Origin of the sequence: Mesorhizobium sp. ESP-6-4 (assembly GCF_020164735.1) — a bacterium.
Taxonomy (GTDB): Bacteria; Pseudomonadota; Alphaproteobacteria; order Rhizobiales; family Rhizobiaceae; genus Mesorhizobium.
Window position 1 is genome coordinate 120724 of record NZ_JAIUGS010000009.1, and the last position, 18506, is coordinate 139229.

Below are 18506 nucleotides of genomic sequence, written 5' to 3' on the forward strand. Positions count from 1 at the left end.
GGATGGCCGTGCTCGTCACCGGGGCCAGCGGTTTCTTGGGCTCGCATGTGCTCGAGCGGCTGGCTGCGTCCGGTACGCTGGCGCTCGGGCTCGGCCGCGATGAAACGTGCTGCGCCGCGCTGGAGGCCGCCGGCCATCGCATCGTCCGCCACGATCTCGCGCAGCCGCTCGACGCCGCGCTCGATCCGAGGCTTGGCAGGGTCGAACGGATCATCCATTGCGCGGCGCTCTCTTCGCCTTTCGGACGCCTCGCTGATTTCGAGGCGGCCAATGTCACGGCAACGCGCAACCTTGTCGATTTCGCGCAGCGGCAAGGCGTCAGCCGCTTCGTCCACATCTCCACCCCGTCCGTCTGCTTTGCCTTCCGCGACCAGCTTGGGCTCAGCGAGGACGTGGCCTTGCCGGAGCCCGTCAATTACTATGCCCGCACCAAGCGCGAGGCCGAAAAGATCGTGCTCGGCCAGCCCGCCATTCATCCGCTGGCGCTGCGGCCCCGCGGCATCTACGGCAAAGGCGACCACGCGCTGCTGCCGCGCCTGATCAAGGCAGCCAAAAGCCGGCCGCTGCCGCTGTTTCGCAATGGCCGGGCGGCCATCGACCTCACTCATGTCGACGATGTCGTCGACGCGGTGATGGCGGCACTTACCGCGCCCGGGGAGGCGGAGTGCCAAATCTTCAACATCTCCGGCGGCGAGGTGCTGCCGGTCCGCCGCATTGCCGACGAGGCCTGCGCCCGCGCCGGTCTCGAGGCGCGCTGGCGGCCGACGCCGCTCATGCCGGCGATGCTGGCGGCGGGCCTGATGGAAGCAGTGGCGCTCCGGTTGCCTGGCCGCCCCGAGCCGCCGGTCACCCGCTATGGGCTCGGCCTCTTCGCTTATGCGCAAAGCCTCGATATTTCCAAGGCCAAGCGGATGCTTGGCTGGGCACCGAAAATCTCGTTCGAGCAAGGGCTTGACCGCACTTTTTCCGGTGGGGCGCAGGCATGAGGATCGTCTTCGCCAACAGCGCCTGGGTGAGCGCCGCCGAGCGATTGATCCTGCGCGGCGGCCGCTGGCAAAGTGTCAGGCTGCGTGTCCGCTACGGGCTGTTCTTTCACCCAACTGCCGGGCCTGTGCTCATCGACACCGGCTACACATCTGAGGCGCTGAGCGGTGAGCGGCGTAGCCGCACGCTTCGGCTCTACGGTGCGCTGCTGAAACCCGAGCTCAACGCAGACGAGCAGGTCCTGCCGGTGCTGCGGCGTTTCGATCTGTCGCCTGACGACATCCGCACAATCATCGTCACCCACTTTCATGCTGACCACATTTCGGGCCTGTCCCTGTTCCGCAACGCGCGCTTCATCGCCAGCGATGCGGCCTGGGCTCGGGTCAAGGCGCGAGGCCCGGGGCGGAATCTGCGGCATGGCGTCTTCGCCGAACTCTTCCCTCCGGATTTCGAGGCGCGGCTGGAGGGCATCTCCGCGAAGCCCCGCGTAACGCCGCAGGGCGCCATCCCCGGCGGCGGCGATCTCTTCGGCGACGGCAGCGTGATCGCGGTCGATCTTCCAGGACATGCCGACGGCCAGTTCGGCCTGCTGTTTACCGGACCGGCCCAGCCGCTGCTCTACGCCGTCGATGCGCAATGGCTGCTCAATGCGTTGACCGAGAGCCGCACGCCGGGTTTCCCGGCCACGTTGATCGCCGAGGATGCCGCGGCGATCGAGCCGACCAGCGCCATGCTGCGTCGCTTCCTCGCCTCAGGCGGCGAAGTGATGCTCTGCCATGATCCCGCTCCGACATTTTACGACCTCGCACCGGAGGCCGCATGAACGGGCTGGCGGAAGCGGCAGGCTCCTTCGCCTTGACGCGCTGGGTCTCGCGGAAGAGCCGCGCGGATTTTGAGCGCTGGCAGGCGGCCGCCTTGCGGAGCTTCCTGAACCGCGACCTGCCGCGCACGCCCTTTTACAGCAAGGCGCCGGCGCGCCTCATCGATCTGCCGGTCACCGACAAGGCGCTGCTGATGGCGCGCTTCGACGAATTCAACATCCACCATCTCACCGCCGCGCAAGCCTGGGCGGCCGTGGCGGGCGAGGGCCGCGCTGGATCGCTCACCATCGGCGCCAGCACCGGAACATCGGGCAATCGCGGCCTGTTCGTGATTTCCGAGGCCGAAAAATACCGCTGGCTGGGCGCGATCCTGGCCAAGGCGGCGCCCGATCTACTCTGGCGCGGCATGCGCGTCGCCGTCATCCTGCCGCAGAACACCGGGCTTTACGACAGCGCCCGCAAATCGCGCCTGATAAAGCTCGCCTTCTTCGATCTGACCTTGGGCCCGGAAAGCTGGCGCTCCGCGCTCGAAGCCTTCGATCCGACGGTGATTATCGCTCCGCCGAAAATCCTGCGGCATTTCGCAAGCGAGGGTTTCCGTCTGCGTCCGAAGCGTGTCTTCTCGGCGGCTGAAACGCTGGATCCGGTTGACCGTCCGGTTATAGAGGATTTCTTCCGGCTGCCGCTCGATCAGATCTACATGGCGACCGAAGGCTTGTTCGCGGTCACCTGCCGGCAGGGCGGACTGCATCTTGCCGAAGACTCCGTATTCTTCGAATTCGAGCCGGAGGGCGAGGGGCTGGTGACGCCGTTAGTGACAACCTTTCGCCGCCGGACACAGATCATGGCGCGCTACAGGATGAACGACCTGCTGCGCTTGTCCAAAGCACCTTGCCGATGTGGTTCGCCGCTGCGCTGCCTCGACGAGATCGTCGGCCGCATGGATGATGTGTTCCGGCTCATGTCGCCGGACGGCCCGGTGCTCGTCACGCCGGATGTGCTGCGCAACGCCGTGCTCAAGGCCGATCGCCGCATCGACGATTTTCGTCTTGTCCAGACCGGGCCGGACAGGGTCGAGCTCAGCCTTCCGCCGACGTTCGCGGATGATGCGGCGGCGGCCGCGCATCAAGCGGTGCAAGCGTTGCTGGATGCGCGAAAGGCGGTCGCCACCGTCACGCTCGTCCGCGCGCCGCTGCCGCTGGAGACAGGCCGCAAGCTGCGTCGCGTCGAAGCCCGCCTGGAGCGCGCGCGATGAGCGGCGCGGCGATGGCGCAAAGGCTTGTGCAGCAGGCCGACCGGGTCGAGAACAAGCCGGCAAATGTCGAGGTTTTTGTAAGGCTCTTCAACGAGATGCCGGTGCGCCATATCATCGCCAATCTGGACACGAAAGTCGAGACGCTCGAAATCGCCGCGCGAGTTTTTCCGCTGACGTTGAACGACGGGAGTAAGGCGCACAATTGCTATATCTGCTGCCCGACCAGCGCCTATATCGACTACGCTATGGACGAGACGCGCAACTTCGCCGCCCATCCTCTGTTGCGGCGCGCGCTGAGTACCCTGATTGGAGCCTGCGCGCCGCTGGTCAGGGCAAGCGGCCTCGACCGTCAGGCGCAGGTCAACAATTGGCTCTATTCGACCAATCCGGTGCCGCTGCTCGACCGGCCGGCGATCGCGTCGCTGCGCGCGGCCCTGACCGCGCGCTTCCCCGATCGCGCCATCGTCATCCGCTCGTTGAACGATATTGCCGATCCGGCGACCATTGCCGCCTTGAAGGCCGAGGGGTTTCGCATGCTGGCGGCGCGCCAGATCTACATCTTCGCCGATCGCAGCGCCGCGCCCGCAATGACGCGCGACATGAAACGCGATCGCGCCTGCCTGCGCACAACGCCGTTCGAGCGAGTGGGCAATGAAGATTTCACCGAGGCCGATTATGCGCGCGCCGAGCAGCTCTACACCATGCTCTATCTCGACAAATACACGCCGCTCAATCCGCACTACACCGCCCGCTACATCGCCGAAATGCACCGGCGCGGCATCATCAGCCTGGCGGGGTTGCGCCGGCCGCGCGGCGAGCTGGTCGCCGTCACCGGCCTGTTCGAAAACGGCGGCACGCTGACCCAGCCCATCGTCGGCTATGACACCAGCCTGCCGGTCGCCGACGGGCTTTATCGCATGATGATGGCGGTGGCGCAGGACCATGCGACTTCGCGCGGCCTGTTCTTCAACATGAGCGCGGGCGCCGCCGATTTCAAACGCCGGCGCGGCGCGGTCGCGGCGATCGAATACAACGCCGTCTATGCCGGGCATCTTGCGCTTCGCCGGCGCTTGGCGATCCGTATCATGGAGGCCGTGCTGGCGCTGGTCGGCATTCCCCTGCTCAGGAGGTTCGAACTGTGAGCGAGCGCGGCGGGGAAGCCCATTGGCAGGCGGTGGCGTTGTCGACCGACATCGTCAAGCGGCCGAAGCGCATCCTGTTCGACGGCGCGCCCGTGGTGCTGTTCCGCTCGGCGCAAGGCATTGCGGCACTTTTCGATCGTTGCCCGCACCGGCTGGTCGAGCTGTCGACCGGCAGGATCGTCGGCGGGGAGATCGAATGCCCCTATCATGGCTGGCGTTATGACGGCGAGGGACGCTGCACCGCGATCCCCGGCCATGTCGGCGCCATGCCGCATTACCGGGTCCGCCGCTTTGCCGCGATCGAGCGCGACGGCGTCGTCTTCATTTCTTCCGGCTCGCCGACGAGCAAGCCTTACCTGCACTGCATGCAGGGCAAGGATGTCATCGTGCGGCGGGTGCGCTCATCGACGCAGTCGACGGTCATCGATGCGGCGGAAAACATCCTCGATGCCACCCATACCCATTTCACCCATAAAGGCCTGCTGCGCGGCCTGACCTCGAAGCGCCATCTGGTGCGGGTCGAGGTGACCGGAGGCGAGGGCTGGGTCGAGGCCTGCTATACCGGCGAGGACCGTCAGCAGGGCCTGATCAGCCGGCTCATGGAAGGCGAGCGTGCGAAAACCATCGGCCGCTTCCGCCATCCCGGCATCGCCGAGCTCGAATATTGGGGCAGGGACGGGCTGGTCTTAGCCACCACCTTCCATCTGCGCCAGGCCGACGAGCGCACCGTCGAGGGCGTCGGCTGGCTGATCGGACGGCGCCAAGGCCTGCTCGGCGAGCTGAAGGCGCTGGCCTTCAGGCCGCTTTTCAACATCGCGCTGCACCAAGATCGCCGGGTGCTGAAATCGGCGAGCGACAATGCCCGGCTACAGCCCCAAGCCCTGCCGGTGATCGGCCCGCTCGATTTCCTGCGCCGCGACATCGCGGCGATCATGGATGGGAAGATGCCAGCGGCTGCAAGTGAGGCAAGGGTGCATGAGATTGAGCTGTGATTGTTTGCCGATAAGGCGGCAGGTCGCGTTCCTTCGCGCCCCCCTCTGGCCTGCCGGCCATCTCCCCACGAGGGGGAGATTGGACGTCGCGCCGGCTTTGCCAATCGCCGGCGTGGCAGAAGGAGCGAGGCGCCCGAGCTGCTGATCTCCCCCCAAGTGGGGGAGATGTCCGGCAGGACAGAGGGGGGCGCTGTCCCGCCAGCTTCTACAATATGCATGCTTAGCCCGGCCCATTCCATTCGATATCCTGCGTCGAAGCCGCCTGCAGGCTGACCCGCTCGCGCAATGCCACCCGTGCAATCTCCGCCAGCGCCGGCCATTGCGCCTTAACCGGCGCTGAATCTTCCGTCCAATTGAGCAATTCCTTGCCCTCGCGCATCGCCTTTCGGAATCCGCCAAACCCTCCCGAACGCAGCGCCGCCGGCAATCCGTAAATCCACATCGCAAGCCGCACCGTTTGCGGGGCGGTGACGTCGGGCGCGACTTCCTGACCGTCGCCGAGCACGGCATCCATGAAGCGCGCGGGGTCGCGAAAGAAATGCAGGCCGCTCACCGCGCGCGGATTGCATTCGAGCGGCAGCACGCGGCCGCCCGGCTCGCGCATCAGGTCGAAGGAAATCTGCCCGGTCCACGTGGTGCCGGCCACGATCCGCTCGACCAGCTCGCGCGCGGCCTCGTCCTCGACCCGTTCGAAGAAGATGCCTGCTCCCTTTCCGGCACGATAGAGCGAGCGGTAGAGCGCGAGCGCCTTGAGCCTGCCCTGGCGCGCCACCGCATAGGCGCTGATCTCCTCGCCCTCGACAAAACGCTGCGCCACCCAGGGCATGGCGGCCGAGGGCGCGATCGCATCGAGTGCTTCAGGCGGCGGACGCAGCAGCACATGGCTGGCAAAGCGCGACCAGACCGGCTTGAACGCCAGCTCGCGAGAGCGGCTGCGCACGACCTCCATATCGCCACGCGAGCTGAGCAGCGTCGTTTCCGGCACCTCCAGCCCGAGCCGTTCGGCGAGCCGGATGAAGCTGTGCTTGTTGTGGACCTCCGCCAGCAGCTCGATATCGGGTGCGAACAAAAGCGCCGGCATGCTCCTGCCTAGCCAGGCAAGCGCAAGGTGAAAGACCTCCTCGCAGGTCGGGACGACGAGGCCGATGCCCTCGGCCCGGATCAGCTCCTCAACCGCATCGGCATAGGCCCGCGGCTCGAAGCGCGGCGGCGGCAATCGATGATAACGCGCGCAGGCTTTGCTCGCCGCCGCGATCGGCCGCGCCGGCGTGTCGGCCAGGATCACCCTATGGCCCGCGCCATGGAGAAGGCGCGCGAGATGCAGCGCAACCGGCGCCCGCGCCCCGGTAATCAGGATGGATCCGTCAGCCCCCGGCATCGCTCATTCGCGTCGTTCCCATCGCGAAAAATCGTTGCGCGAAATCGGCGTGATTGGCAACGCGGGCAGCGATCGATGCCGGAGCGGCAAGATCATTTCTTACGCGGCTTCGCCTTCTCGGTCGCCGGCTTGCGCGGCCAGTGCCAGCCTTCGCCCTCGCCATGCGCGGCCTGCGGCCGCGCCACATAGGCGAGCGCGCCATTGGCCTCGAGATAGACGCGCGACAGCATCTCGGCGAGCACGCCCGACGTCACCGCCTGCAGCCCGGCGATCACCAGGAAGAAGCCGGTGATCAGCATCGGCCTTGTGCCGATATCCTGCCCCCAGAAAACCTTGATAGCGAGGAGATAGGCAAGGATCAGCGAGCCGAGCACGCCGAACACGATGCCGATGCCGCCGAAGAAATGGCCGGGCCGCGTGCGGTAGCGCAGGAAGAAGAACATGAAGACGAGGTCCAGCACCACGCGGAAGGTACGCGAGATGCCGTATTTCGACTGGCCGTGGATGCGGGCGTGATGCGTCACCACCTCCTCGGCGATGCGGCGCGGCGTCGTCACCGTCGCGAGCCAGGCCGGGATGAAGCGATGCATCTCACCATAGAGCCGCACGCTGCGGATGACGCTGCCGCGGAACACTTTCAGGCTGCAGCCATAGTCCTTGAGCTGCACCCCGGTGACGCGGGCGATCAGCCTGTTGGCGATGCGCGAGGGCAGGCGGCGCATCCAGAAACCTTCCTTGCGGTCCTTGCGCCAGCCGGCGACGAGGTCGAGATCCTCGGTCAGCAGGCGGTAGACCATGCGCGGAATGTCGAACGGGTCGTTCTGCAGATCGCCGTCGAGCGTCGCGATGACGTCGCCGCGCGCGGCGTCGAGGCCGGCCTGCATGGCGGCGGTCTGCTTGTAGTTGCGCACCAGTTCCACGCCATGCACATGCGGCCCGTATTGGGCCGCCAGCCGGCGGATCTCGGCGGGCGTGGCGTCGGTGCTGCCGTCGTCGACCAGCACCACTTCCCAGGGCTGGCTGTAATTTTCCATCGCCTGATGGATGCGGACCAGCAGCGGCTCGACATTGTCGGCTTCGTTGTACATTGGGACGACGATGGAGAGCTTGTGCTCGGGCATGATGGCGCCCTCGGGCAATCCGGAAGCCGGAATGGGAAGCACGTTCATGGCGGTCATTTCCTTGCCGGCCCCGCCGCCGGGGTTTCCGGCAGCGTCGATTTCGAGGGGAACAGCCAGGCGATCGCACCGGTTGCGACCGCCGAGCACAGGATGAAGAGATGCAGCGCGAGCGCGGCCTGCAGGCCGTCCTTCATGGCAATGCCGGAATAAAGCAGTGCGGCGGCCGCGCCCGCTTCATAAGTGCCGAAGCCGGCGACACCCTGTACCGGCAGGATGGCGGCCGCCTCGGCCCCGACCGCGCCGGGAAAGGCGGTCTGGAACGAGGTGTCAAGCAGCATGGCGAGCAGCCAGCCCTGCACGCCGAGCTTCAGCGCCCAGTTGGCCATCGTCCACCACCAGCCGTAGCGCGAGCGTCCCGTCGCTTCGGTGAAGATGTCGCGCAATTTGCCGAGCTTCGAGACGATCCTGCCGCCCGCCGTCCAGTTGTGCGGCGCGCGCGCCCAGCGCGGCAGGTACCATGCGGCGGCGATCAGCGCCGCGATGCCGGCGGCCCGCAGCGCCGGGTGCAGGCCCGGCCAAACCAGGCATGCCAGTACGCCGACGACGAAGGCGTCCTGCAGCCTGAACCACAACAGCGAAGCGCTGGCGCGCACGATCGGCACGCCGAACACCTGGCGCAACAGGATCGGGAAGGCCGTCTCGCCGCCGCGGAACGGCACGATGTTGATCATCGCATTGTGGATCAGGATGACCCGAAGCACGGCGCCGAAGCGGCCGTTCACGTCGCCGCGGAATTCGTCGCAGACACGCAGCGCCCTGAGCACATAGGTGACGAACAGCGCCACCGCGACTGCCACGAAGGCGCCTGGCGTAATGGAGGCGAAGGCATCGCCGACCATCTTCCAGCGCTGGTCGCTGGCAAGCCATGCCAGCAGCGCCAGAGTGACGATTATCGATATCGCTCGCTTCAAACAGGTCTCCAACGGGCCGCCCGGTCGGGGCGGAAGTGCCATTCGAGGGCCTGCAAAGGGGGCGCTCTCGAATGTCGGCCCGGCCGGCGCCGGTCCGATATCGGATCCGTGCCGGCTTTTTCAAGGCGCTGTTCCTATAGAGCAATTTCAGGAAAAGTGTGAGCGGTTTTCCGTCCGGAATTGCGTCAAAACAAAGAGATAGAGCGGTTCGCCGTGTCCGTGAAACGGTGAAACGCTCTGGCGCAGCGGCGGCGGCGAATCCACAAGCTTGGTTGGAGCAGCGATTGGGGCGGCGAAAAGCGGGCGGACATCGCGTCCGCCCGATATGCCGATTAAGCCTTACTCTCCGCCCATCTCTTTCTTGAATTGATCGAAATCGACCTGCATGCCATTGAAGATGGTGCTCCAATGGCGCGTCAGCGCCGCCATGGTCACGGCCTCCTGAATCTCCTCGTCGGTGGCGCCGGCGTGCTTGGCGTTCTGGGTGTCCGACCAGATGCAGTAGCTGCAGGGGATCTGCGCCGCGACCGCCAGCGAGATCAGCGACTTCTCCTTCGGCGTCAGCGCCGTCTTGTCGCTGAGCTCGATGGCCTTGACCTCGGCCCAGGCGCCGGGCAGACCGGCCTTGGGGAACTGTTTGATGAAGCTCGGCACACCGCCCATGGTCGACTGGATGTCCTTCAGCGCCGCGTCATAGTCATCGGCGCGGGCCGGCGCGGAGGCGAGCAATGCGGCAGACACGCCCGCCGCGGCGATCAGCGAGGCGAAGCGAAGGCAGGAATGCGCGGTTGAGATGATGCGAATGACTGACATGATATTCTCCTCTGGTTTTTGTTAGCCTTACGATGTAAGGTGTGTGGAAGATGAACCTTACAGTGTAAGTTGTCAAGCGCCATGGATGCACCGAGCAGAAAAAAGCGACCCCGCGGAAAACTCTCCCGCGAGATGATCGAGGACGCCGCCTTCGAGGTGATCGAGCGGGAAGGGCTTTCCGGCTTTTCGATGCGCAAGCTCGCCGCCAGGCTCGGCTGCGAAGCGATGAGCATCTATCACCACTTCCCCTCGCAGGCGCATCTCTACGAGGCGCTGGTTGACCGCCAGATGAGCGGGCTTGTAATCCCCGACGATAGGCTGCCCTGGCGCGAGCGGGCCCGCATCGGCATGCAGGAATTCCGGCGCGTCGCTACCGAGCACCCGGCCTTTGCGCCGTTCATCGTCGTCTACCGAATGAACTCGCCGCCGTGCCTTGCCAAGCTCAACGCCATCATCGGCCTGTTCGAGGATGGCGGTTTCGGCCCCGAGCTCAGCGCCCGCCTGTTCCGCGCCGCCGGCTACTATCTGATGGGCGCGATCCTCGACGAGACGGCCGGCTATGCCAAGGGGCCTTCGGCGGTCACCACCGTCAGCGACGAGGAGCTGGCGCGCGACTATCCGAGCGTCGTGAAGGCCGGCGCCTATTTCGGCGCCGCCGGCTTCGACAAGACTTTCGAGCTTGGCCTGGAAATGTTTCTGGACGAGATGGAGCGGGTCCGCGAAGCTGCGCGAAACGAACCCGCCAAAAAATAGCAGCGATCTCGCTCAGAAACCAAGGCTCTGAATGCGCTTCCTGTGTGTCCTTCTCCTCATCGCCGGTGCCGCCATCGGCATCTTCTATCCCTGGGCGATGAGCAATTTTTCCGGCCACCCCATCGGCACGTATCGCGTCTATGAGGGCGGCCGCTTCCGGCCCGCCACCGTGCAACTTGCCGCAGGCGACGCTCCGGTAAGGGTGCTGGTCGACCTGACCGCGCGGGCCGAGCGCGTCGCGGGCCAGCAGCGAACGGTGCTGACGCTGACCGCAGCGCATGGCGGCCGCACGGTGCTGGCCTCGGCGCTCTCCTTCAACCACACGGACAATCCGCGCCAGGCCAGCCCGCAACTGCCCGACAAGATCTTTCGCGACGAGGCCGGCGTCATCGATAAGGTCGTGCCCGGTCCTTACCTCTTCACCGTCGGACCCGGCGATGCCGACGGCATCGCCATGCGCGCGGTCGATCTCATCCTGCGCGCGGACACCGGCTCGATCGACGAACGCGCGCGGCCGGCCGGCTATACGCTGATGGGCGTCGGCCTTGCCGGACTGGCGGTTTCGCTGGTCTTCGGGCGCCGCGGCGGCGGCCCGCAAAATCCCAATTCGCAGCCGCCACCGCCGCGCTGGGGCCGCAACGGTTCGCCACGAGCATGATGCCAAAAAGTGTGAAGCGGTTCTCGCTCGGCCTCATGCTCTCTGAAGGTAAGCGCGCATGAACTATCGCCACGCCTACCACGCCGGCAATTTCGCCGATGTCGTCAAGCATGCCGTGCTCGCGCGCCTCGTCGAATATCTCAAGCAGAAGGACAAGGCTTTTCGCGTCATCGACACCCATGCCGGCATCGGCCGCTACAATCTTGCCTCGGTCGAGGCCGGCAAGACCGGCGAATGGCAGACCGGCATCGGCCGGCTGGTAGAATCCGCGCTCGAGCCGAAAGCGGCGGCGCTGCTTCAGCCCTATCTGGAAGCGGTACGCGCGCGAAATCCCGACGGCGGCCTCGAGTATTATCCCGGCTCGCCGCTGATCGTGCGCCATCTCCTGCGCAACCAGGACCGGCTGACGGCGATCGAGCTGCATCCCGAGGATGCCGCGCGGCTGAAATCGGTCTTCGCCGGCGATTTCCAGACAAGGGTCATCGAGCTCGACGGCTGGCTGGCGCTCGGCGCGCAACTGCCGCCGAAGGAAAAGCGCGGCCTCGTCCTCATCGATCCGCCCTTCGAGGAGGAGGGCGAGTTCTCCAGGCTCGTCGAAGGCCTGCAGAAGGCGCATCGGCGCTGGCCGGGCGGCATCTACGCGCTCTGGTACCCGATCAAGGACCGCAAGGCGGTCACCGCTTTCCGCACGGCGTTGACGGAGACCGGCATTCCGAAGCTGCTCGACATCGCCTTCGAGATCCGGCCCGCCTCGAACGAGCCCAGCCTCGACGGCAGCGGGCTGGTGGTGGTCAATCCGCCCTACACCCTGGAGAGCGAATTGCGGTTGATGCTGCCGGTGCTGCACAAAGCGCTCGCCCTCCGACAACCGTCGCGCTGGTCGCTCGAGTGGCTGGCGGGCGAGTAAGGCGACCGGATCGCCTAAACCAGCGCCGTGGGCGTAACACCGGTCAGCCGCCGGCTTTCGCGGATCAGATGCGCCTGGTCGGCATAGCCGGCCTCGATGGCGAGCAGCGCGGTCGAGGCGTCGCCTTGCTGTCGTTGCAAGCGCCGGTACCGATGGAAGCGCAGGATGCGGTCGAGCGTCTTGGGGCCATAACCGAAGGCGTCCTCGAAGCGGCGTCGCAGCGTCCGTTCGCTCATATGGAGCTGGCGCTGCAGGAAGGGAACCAGCGGCGTTTCCGGCGGCAAACCTTTGTGAATGACGTCGAAGGCCCGTCCCATCTGCGGGTCGAGCGCATCGCGGCCTTCGGTGCGTATGCCGACCGTCTCTTCCAACTGCCGCAGCATGGCCGGCAGATCGCTCGCAGCCTTGATGCGATCCGACAGTTCGCGGGCACGCGTACCCCATAATTTCTGGAGATCGAGCCGCCCGCCGACGATTTCGCTGGCCGGCACGCCCAGCCAACCGGCGGCGGCGCCGGGCCGGAAGCGGAAGCCGACGATCACCGCGCCCGCGGCAGGCCGCTCGATCTGCGGCTCCTTGTCGGGGCCGGCCACGCGGAAGCGGCCGTCGATCCATTGCAGGTCGATCGTCGCATCCGGCGTGATGACGATGGGCGGAACGGCGCGGTCGTCCATGCGGTGGACCCAGACCGCGCAGAAGGCATCTGCCAAGCCGCCAGCGACGGGCCGCTCGCGAAAGAAGCCGGTGGTCTGCGCCAGGACCGGTTCCATTCTCTCTCCGATCTGCTCCAGCAAGGTTGCCGGATCGGTGCGACGGTCATTTTGGCCGAAATATTCAATGCCGGCCACGGCATCCATGGCAAAACGGACGCAACTTCACCGCGCTTCACGCGCTCGCATCAGACCGCATCCGAACGCGGCTGTGGTCACGAATATAGAAAGGAGTGAGAGAAATGAAAGCTCGCATCACCGTATTGACGCTCGGCGTCGACGATCTGGAAGTGTCGCTCAAATTCTATCGCGACGGCCTCGGCCTGCCGACGGAAGGCATCATCGGCCGGGAATTCGAGCATGGCGCCGTCGCTTTCTTCGAACTCGCCGGCGGCTTGAAGTTCGCCATCTTCGAACGGTCCAGCATCGCCCATGACGCGACGGTGCCGCAGAGCGGCCGCAGCCCCACCGAGCTCACCATCGGCCACAATGTCGGCAGCGAGGCCGAGGTCGATGCCGTGATGGCCGAGGCCGTCAAGGCCGGCGCACGCGTGGTCAAGCCGGCGCAAAAGACTTTCTGGGGCGGCTATGCCGGCTATTTCCAGGATCCCGACGATCATCTGTGGGAGGTCGTCTACAACCCGGCCTTCATTCCGCTGGATTGAGCAAAGCGAAGCGCGTCGTCGAGAGAGGAGGCCATCATGCCCGTTCAATCCGTTCAAGCGCTTGGCGCTCTCCTCATCGGCGGCGTGTTCGTCTTCGCCGGCATCGAGCATTTCCTGAAATTCGGCGCGATGCGCGACTATCTGGCCGCGCAGAAATTTCCGGCTCCGGCCTTGATGCTGGCCGTCGGTTCGACGGTCGAGGTCGCTGCCGGTTTCCTGCTTGCCGTTGGCATAACTCGGCCCTTTGCCGCCGGTGCGCTCGCCACCTTCACGCTGGCGACGAACGTCATGCTGCTACGCTTCTGGGCCGTGGAGGAGCCCGCGAGGCAGGTCCTGCGCAACGCATTCCTGATCAACATTGCCGTCATCGGCGGGCTGCTGCTTGCCGGCACAGTTTAGGTTGGATGGGGTTTCAGGTCAGGCCGGCTGACCTGAATCTCCATGCAACCCAATTAGCCGGTGAAGTCTGGAACGAAGTTTTACGGAAACCATTGTTTTCGCAACCGCTTGACCGCCGCCAAGTGCTCCCGCACAGTGCGCGGAACCGACCTTGAGAGGCTGTCATGACTCGCTTCGCCCATTCCGCCCTTGCCGCGCTGATTTCGCTATGCACCCCGTTGGCCACATCGCTGGGCTTCAGCCAGGCAGCGCATGCCGCCGACCTATCCATCTACACCGAGGATGACGGCAGCGTCTGCGGCGAGGCCTGGGTGCTGAACAAGATCACCGACCGCTTCTCTTATCAGGTGCATCACGTGCCGCATCTGCCGGACGTCGCGATCACTGATTTCCGCAACATCCGCCAGCATCGTTATGAGCCGGCGAGCGATGAATGGCCGATCGGCCGCCACTATTGCCGCGCCACCGTCAACCTGACGGACGGCCGCGACCGTTCGATCTTCTACCTGATCGAGGAAGGCCAGGGCTTTGCCTCGATCGGCGACAATGTCGAATTCTGCGTCTCCGGCTTCGATCGCTGGCTGGTGTATAACGGTCGCTGCCGCGTGCTGCGATAATATTTTGCGGGCTGGTAGACATTGAGGTCGGCGCTCTACGGCGCCCCCTCTGGCCTGCCGGCCTCTCCCCCACAAGAGGGGAGATTAGCGGCTTCGGCGTCCAGCTGCATTCTGCAGCCTTGGTGATTGGCGAAAGCCGGCGCGCCATCTGATTTCCCCCCTTGTGGGGAGATGGGGCGCTGTCCTGCCGACCTGTCGGAAGTTGGCTTCTGGTTTTCAGAGGTCGCCGCCGGCAGCCATGCAAGCAGCTCCCGCTCACAGCCAGCTCCGCTGCCGCTCACTCAGGCTGCCTTGCGGCCCGATACGTAAGCCTCGATCAGCTCGACCAGTTGCTTCTGCAATTCCGGCGCGTCGAGCATGTTGCGCCGTGCCGCGTTGTGGATCACGCCTTCGACAGCCGATGAGAGCACGCGCGCCATCGTCTCGGTATCCTTGCGGCGCTTGCGATACTGCGCGACGGCCGCCGCATAATGTTCGAGATAGCGCGCCTGGAACGAGGCATGGGCGGCGCGCGAGCCGCGGTCGCCGGGCGCCTCGTCCAGCAGCACCTGGTGCAGCGTCGGATGGATCGAGTGCGCGCCGATCATGCCGCGCACCAGCTCGCGCGCGAATTGCCTGAGCGGCTTCTCGTCGGCCGCCGCTTCGCGAATCACCGACAGCACATGATCGAAGTGGCGGCGCCGGATCGCTTCGACCAGGGCGAGCTTGTCGGGGAAATATTGATAGAGCGAGCCGATGCTGACGCCCGCGGCCTCTGCCACCTTGTTGGTGGAAAAGCCTGCCCAGCCGAGCTCGCTCAAAACGTGAGCACCGGCTTCGATGATCGCCTCGACGGTAGCGATCGAACGCGCCTGGCGCGGCTGCTTGCGCATGCGTGCGGCCGGCTTTGCAACGCGAGTAGACATGCTGGCCCGTCTCCCGAGAATATAGACAGGATACTCACATTCAATTCACCAACGCAAATGGGGCGGCAAAGATGAGTGCCAAGACCTTGCTGAAGGGCATGCTCGCCTACCAGGCCCGGGCGAACGACGAGCTGGTGGAGAAGCTTGCCGGGATGGATCCGTCTCGCGACGCCGGGGAACGCCACGCCGCGATCCGCCTGATGAACCATATCCATGTCGTGGCGCGGATTTTTGCCGCGCATCTGAAGGGCGTCGCCCATGGCTATGCGAGCGACAATACGCCGGACACGCCCGAGCCGCGCGCGTTGCGCGCCGCCTTGGCCGAGATCGACGGCTGGTATCTCGACTATCTCGAAGCCGTTTCGGAGCAAAGGCTTGCCGATCCTGTCGCTTTCACCTTCACTGACGGCGACAGGGGCTGCATGACGAGGCAGGAGATGCTGATCCATATCGTATTGCACGGCAGCTACCATCGCGGCGAAATCGGCCGCATGCTGGCCGCCATCGCGCTCTCGCCGCCCTGGGACACCTACGCCGTCCATCTGCACCAGGCCGAGCCGGCGCGCCGCCTGTGGCGCGGACGCCACCCGGCGGGCGTTTGAATGCGGCGCGTGAATATGAGCTTTATGCTCACTTTTAAGCGCCTAAGCTTTGGTCGTCGCATCTGGCCGGTTCGTCTGTAGATGTTTCTGCTGGACAAGATGAAGTCGACGTTCAACGGCCTCTTGTCTATTATGAGCACTCTGCTCACATTGTGATGCAAGGTTATGACGCTGGTCGATGGAGGATCAGGCGATAGAAGCCGCGCGAAAATCTGTGCGCCAGGCCGTCACGTCGAAAGTGATAGATTCGCTCACAATTTTTCCATGAGATGCATCTTAAAGCGTTTCGTGTAACTAAAATTCAATAACTGAAAATCATTGTGTTGCTTCGCTGGCTAGACAGTCGCGAGTCAGATATGCATAGACACGCCGGGTCACTCACGACCATTGGCAAAACGCAAGGGGCATCGCATGGCAAAGACGACAACCAAAGCGCCGGCGGCGAAAGCGCCGGCAAAGAAGCCGGCAGCTAAGGCTGCCGCGAAACCTGCAGCAGTGAAGAAGGCAGCCGCACCGAAGGCAGCCGCCAAGGCCCCGGCCAAGGCAGCAGCGAAGCCGGCAGCGAAGGCTGCGGCTAAGCCCGCCGCCAAGAAGCCGGCAGCGAAGGCTGCGGCCAAGCCCGCCGTCAAAGCAGCGGCAAAGCCGGCGGCCAAGCCCGCCGCCAAGAAGCCGGCAGCGAAGGCCGCGGCCAAGCCCGCCGCCAAGGCTCCGATGAAGGCCGCCGCCGCCAAGGCACCGGCAGCCGTGAAGAAGGCAGCTCCGGCCAAGAAGCCGGCCGCCAAGAAGTAATCGCGTAGCTTCGCTCGCGAACCGCAACAGGTGAGGGCGGGTGCCACTCAGGCACCCCTCTCGCCAATTCGGTGTCACGGCGAGCGGAGTCGGAGCGCACGCTCCTCCTAAAGCTCTCGGTAATTTTGCTGCCAGGCAAACTTCCGGGAGCTTTTTTTGTTGCCGCGCCCGGGCGTCAAAAATGTATTGGCCAAGCTGGATCGGCCTTGCTGGGCCGTTGCCCTGGAGACCCATTCGGTCAACAGTGCCGCAGACAAACTGGAAAGCCGATCATGCCGAAGCTGCTTTACGCGCCCACGTCTCCTTATAGTTCGAAGGTCCGCATGGCGGCCCTCCATGCCGGGATCGCCATCGATCTCGTGCCGGTCAAGACGGAGGACAAGCCGGCCGAGCTGATCTCGGCCAATCCGCTCGGCAAGATCCCGGTGCTGGTGCTGGAGGACGGCCGGTCGGTCCATGACAGCCGCGCCATCACGCAACATCTCAACCGGCTGTCGAAGAATGCGCTGTTCCCTCGCAATCCCGACAAGCGGCTCGAAGCGGAAGTTCTCGAGGCGCTGGCCGACGGCATCTGCGACTGCGCGCTGTCGATGGTCTATGAACGACGCACGCGTCCGGAAACGATGGTCTACCAGCCCTGGCTCGATCGCCAGTGGGCGAAGGTCACCGCCGCGCTCGACCTCATCAACGCCAACCCGCCGAAGCTGCCGAAGAAGATCACCGCCGGCCATATGGCGCTGCGCGCCTGCCTCGGCTATCTGGCGCTGCGCTTTCCCGGCCAATGGGAGAAGGGCCGCAGCCGGCTCGTGCGCTGGGCCGCGAGGTTTGATGAGAAGTTTCCGGAGCTGAAGGGCAGCGTGCCGGGGTGACGGCGGCGCCTCCTTCTCCCCTTGTGGGAGAAGGTGGATCGGCGCGCAGCGCCGAGACGGATGAGGGGTGTTGGACGGAGTGGGACTCTGGCGAACCCGGTGCCGTCCATCGCTGATGAATGCGTCAAGCTGGAGCACCCCTCATCCGTCCGAGCTTCGCTCGGCCACCTTCTCCCACAAGGGGAGAAGGGGAAGACCGCCTTGAACCCCGTCCGTTTCCATGCTTGCCTGACACCGCCCAAGTCGGAGTGGTGACATGGCAAAGCCCTCAACCAGCCTCGCGCCCGACCCTATGGTCGAGCGTCTGCGTGCGGCGCTCGACCGGCGCGCCTTCACCGAGCAGAAAATGTTCGGCGGCACCTGCTTCATGATCGACGGCAACATGCTGATTGGCACGTCGAAGCGCGGCTTGCTAGTGCGTGTCGGCAAGGCCGCGCATGCGGCCGCAGTCGCACGGCCCCATGCAAGCCCGATGGAAATGGGCGGGCGCTCGATGGAAGGGTATGTCCATGTCGCGCCGGAAGGCACAGCCACGGAGGCGGATCTCCGTGGCTGGCTCGGCCTTGCGCTGGCATTCGTCGAAACTTTGCCGCCGAAACCCGCCAAGGTCGCAAAGAAACGCGCGTAAGCCGCTCGTCGCATCGGCCTTGCGGACCGCGATGGGTCAGTGTTGTTGAGCTGGCCTCGAGGAACGAACGGCCAGGGGAGGAAGCAATGGCACTCAATGGGCATTGCATGTGCGGTGCTGTGGCCTGGACCTATTCAGGCGAGATCACGCGCAACCTGGTCTGTCACTGTACCGATTGTCAGCGGGCGACATCCGCCCCCTTCACGGCCTTTCTGGGAATGAGGCCGGACAAGCTGAGCTGGAGTGGCGACATCAGGCACTATGAAAGCAGCCCGAATACTTTTCGCGGTTTCTGCCCGTCCTGCGGCGCGAGGCTCTACTTCCGCTCCGACCGATGGCCTGCCGAGATCCATGTCCACGCCGCCACGCTGGACGACCCGGGCGAGTACCGTGCGGATGCGCAAGTCATGATGCGCTCAAGAGCAAAATGGCTCGACCGGCTGCAGTCGATTCCAGTCCATGAGGATTTCCAGCAGGCGCCGTCGACGCCGACTCCCTGAAGTCAGGGCGATACGGCTCGCGTGCAG

22 protein-coding genes are annotated in these 18506 nt (G+C 65.1%); 16 read left to right on the plus strand and 6 right to left on the minus strand.

Annotation, left to right across the window (positions count from 1 at the left end):
* Positions 1-2: 2 nt before the first annotated feature.
* The 5 genes from LB523_RS18220 to LB523_RS18240 are packed head-to-tail and all read left to right on the plus strand — an operon-like array spanning position 3 to position 5194.
* Positions 3-986, plus strand: coding sequence for an NAD-dependent epimerase/dehydratase family protein (locus LB523_RS18220; protein WP_224605612.1), 984 nt, complete (start codon positions 3-5; stop codon positions 984-986).
* Complete coding sequence (locus LB523_RS18225; protein WP_224605615.1) at positions 983-1807, plus strand: MBL fold metallo-hydrolase; 825 nt, start codon at positions 983-985, stop codon at positions 1805-1807. Before LB523_RS18220 ends, LB523_RS18225 begins: the two co-directional genes overlap by 4 nt.
* On the plus strand, positions 1804-3060 hold the full coding sequence (locus tag LB523_RS18230; RefSeq protein ID WP_224605618.1) for a F390 synthetase-related protein: 1257 nt from the start codon (positions 1804-1806) through the stop codon (positions 3058-3060). Before LB523_RS18225 ends, LB523_RS18230 begins: the two co-directional genes overlap by 4 nt.
* Positions 3057-4202, plus strand: coding sequence for a GNAT family N-acetyltransferase (locus LB523_RS18235; RefSeq protein WP_224605622.1), 1146 nt, complete (start codon positions 3057-3059; stop codon positions 4200-4202). The genes LB523_RS18230 and LB523_RS18235 overlap by 4 nt, the downstream gene beginning before the upstream one ends.
* Positions 4199-5194: a Rieske 2Fe-2S domain-containing protein gene (locus LB523_RS18240; protein ID WP_224605626.1), complete on the plus strand. Its 996-nt coding sequence runs from the start codon at positions 4199-4201 to the stop codon at positions 5192-5194. The genes LB523_RS18235 and LB523_RS18240 overlap by 4 nt, the downstream gene beginning before the upstream one ends.
* A 220-nt stretch (positions 5195-5414) precedes the next feature.
* Here the strand turns inward: LB523_RS18240 and LB523_RS18245 are convergent, their stop codons facing one another.
* The 4 genes from LB523_RS18245 to LB523_RS18260 form a co-directional block, all read right to left on the minus strand.
* The gene (locus LB523_RS18245; RefSeq protein WP_224605629.1) at positions 5415-6572 is read right to left on the minus strand and encodes a hypothetical protein; all 1158 of its coding nucleotides are present in this window, start codon (positions 6570-6572) and stop codon (positions 5415-5417) included.
* A gap of 92 nt (positions 6573-6664) precedes the next feature.
* Positions 6665-7741, minus strand: a complete 1077-nt coding sequence (locus tag LB523_RS18250; RefSeq protein ID WP_224605632.1) for a glycosyltransferase family 2 protein — start codon at positions 7739-7741, stop codon at positions 6665-6667.
* A gap of 5 nt (positions 7742-7746) precedes the next feature.
* Positions 7747-8664: a lysylphosphatidylglycerol synthase domain-containing protein gene (locus LB523_RS18255; RefSeq protein WP_224605635.1), complete on the minus strand. Its 918-nt coding sequence runs from the start codon at positions 8662-8664 to the stop codon at positions 7747-7749.
* A 339-nt stretch (positions 8665-9003) separates the two neighbouring features.
* On the minus strand, positions 9004-9477 hold the full coding sequence (locus tag LB523_RS18260; RefSeq protein WP_224524957.1) for a carboxymuconolactone decarboxylase family protein: 474 nt from the start codon (positions 9475-9477) through the stop codon (positions 9004-9006).
* A gap of 132 nt (positions 9478-9609) precedes the next feature.
* Here LB523_RS18260 and LB523_RS18265 point away from each other — a divergent pair, with 132 nt between their 5' ends.
* The 3 genes from LB523_RS18265 to LB523_RS18275 are packed head-to-tail and all read left to right on the plus strand — an operon-like array spanning position 9610 to position 11795.
* Positions 9610-10230: a TetR/AcrR family transcriptional regulator gene (locus tag LB523_RS18265; protein WP_224605650.1), complete on the plus strand. Its 621-nt coding sequence runs from the start codon at positions 9610-9612 to the stop codon at positions 10228-10230.
* Between the two features lie 31 nt (positions 10231-10261).
* On the plus strand, positions 10262-10888 hold the full coding sequence (locus LB523_RS18270) for a hypothetical protein (protein WP_095767034.1): 627 nt from the start codon (positions 10262-10264) through the stop codon (positions 10886-10888).
* 58 nt (positions 10889-10946) lie between these two features.
* Entirely contained in the window at positions 10947-11795 is an 849-nt protein-coding gene (locus tag LB523_RS18275; RefSeq protein WP_224605667.1) for a 23S rRNA (adenine(2030)-N(6))-methyltransferase RlmJ, read from the plus strand.
* A 14-nt stretch (positions 11796-11809) separates the two neighbouring features.
* Here LB523_RS18275 and LB523_RS18280 read toward each other — a convergent pair whose 3' ends face one another.
* Positions 11810-12565 carry an AraC family transcriptional regulator gene (locus tag LB523_RS18280; protein ID WP_224605670.1) on the minus strand — a complete coding sequence of 252 codons (756 nt, stop codon included), beginning with the start codon at positions 12563-12565 and terminating at the stop codon, positions 11810-11812.
* A 182-nt stretch (positions 12566-12747) separates the two neighbouring features.
* Between LB523_RS18280 and LB523_RS18285 the strand changes: the two genes are divergently transcribed.
* The 3 genes from LB523_RS18285 (at position 12748) to LB523_RS18295 (ending at position 14186) form a co-directional block, all read left to right on the plus strand.
* Positions 12748-13170, plus strand: coding sequence for a VOC family protein (locus LB523_RS18285; protein ID WP_140842309.1), 423 nt, complete (start codon positions 12748-12750; stop codon positions 13168-13170).
* A 36-nt stretch (positions 13171-13206) separates the two neighbouring features.
* A complete protein-coding gene (locus LB523_RS18290) occupies positions 13207-13569 on the plus strand; it encodes a DoxX family protein (RefSeq protein ID WP_140842307.1) in 363 nt (120 codons plus the stop codon).
* Positions 13570-13733: 164 nt separating this feature from the next.
* Positions 13734-14186 (plus strand): hypothetical protein, encoded by a 453-nt coding sequence (locus LB523_RS18295; RefSeq protein WP_095767037.1) that lies wholly within the window; start codon positions 13734-13736, stop codon positions 14184-14186.
* Positions 14187-14467: 281 nt separating this feature from the next.
* Here the strand turns inward: LB523_RS18295 and LB523_RS18300 are convergent, their stop codons facing one another.
* The gene (locus tag LB523_RS18300; RefSeq protein WP_224605757.1) at positions 14468-15058 is read right to left on the minus strand and encodes a TetR/AcrR family transcriptional regulator; all 591 of its coding nucleotides are present in this window, start codon (positions 15056-15058) and stop codon (positions 14468-14470) included.
* Between the two features lie 104 nt (positions 15059-15162).
* Between LB523_RS18300 and LB523_RS18305 the strand changes: the two genes are divergently transcribed.
* The 5 genes from LB523_RS18305 to LB523_RS18325 all read left to right on the plus strand — a co-directional run bounded on the left by LB523_RS18305 (position 15163) and on the right by LB523_RS18325 (position 18479).
* Entirely contained in the window at positions 15163-15693 is a 531-nt protein-coding gene (locus tag LB523_RS18305) for a DinB family protein (protein ID WP_224605673.1), read from the plus strand.
* A gap of 411 nt (positions 15694-16104) precedes the next feature.
* Positions 16105-16482 carry a hypothetical protein gene (locus tag LB523_RS18310; RefSeq protein ID WP_181174787.1) on the plus strand — a complete coding sequence of 126 codons (378 nt, stop codon included), beginning with the start codon at positions 16105-16107 and terminating at the stop codon, positions 16480-16482.
* Positions 16483-16754: 272 nt separating this feature from the next.
* Positions 16755-17351 (plus strand): glutathione S-transferase, encoded by a 597-nt coding sequence (locus tag LB523_RS18315; RefSeq protein ID WP_095767040.1) that lies wholly within the window; start codon positions 16755-16757, stop codon positions 17349-17351.
* A gap of 256 nt (positions 17352-17607) precedes the next feature.
* Positions 17608-17979, plus strand: coding sequence for a TfoX/Sxy family protein (locus LB523_RS18320; protein WP_224524943.1), 372 nt, complete (start codon positions 17608-17610; stop codon positions 17977-17979).
* Between the two features lie 86 nt (positions 17980-18065).
* The gene (locus tag LB523_RS18325) at positions 18066-18479 is read left to right on the plus strand and encodes a GFA family protein (RefSeq protein ID WP_095767042.1); all 414 of its coding nucleotides are present in this window, start codon (positions 18066-18068) and stop codon (positions 18477-18479) included.
* Positions 18480-18506 lie beyond the last annotated feature (27 nt).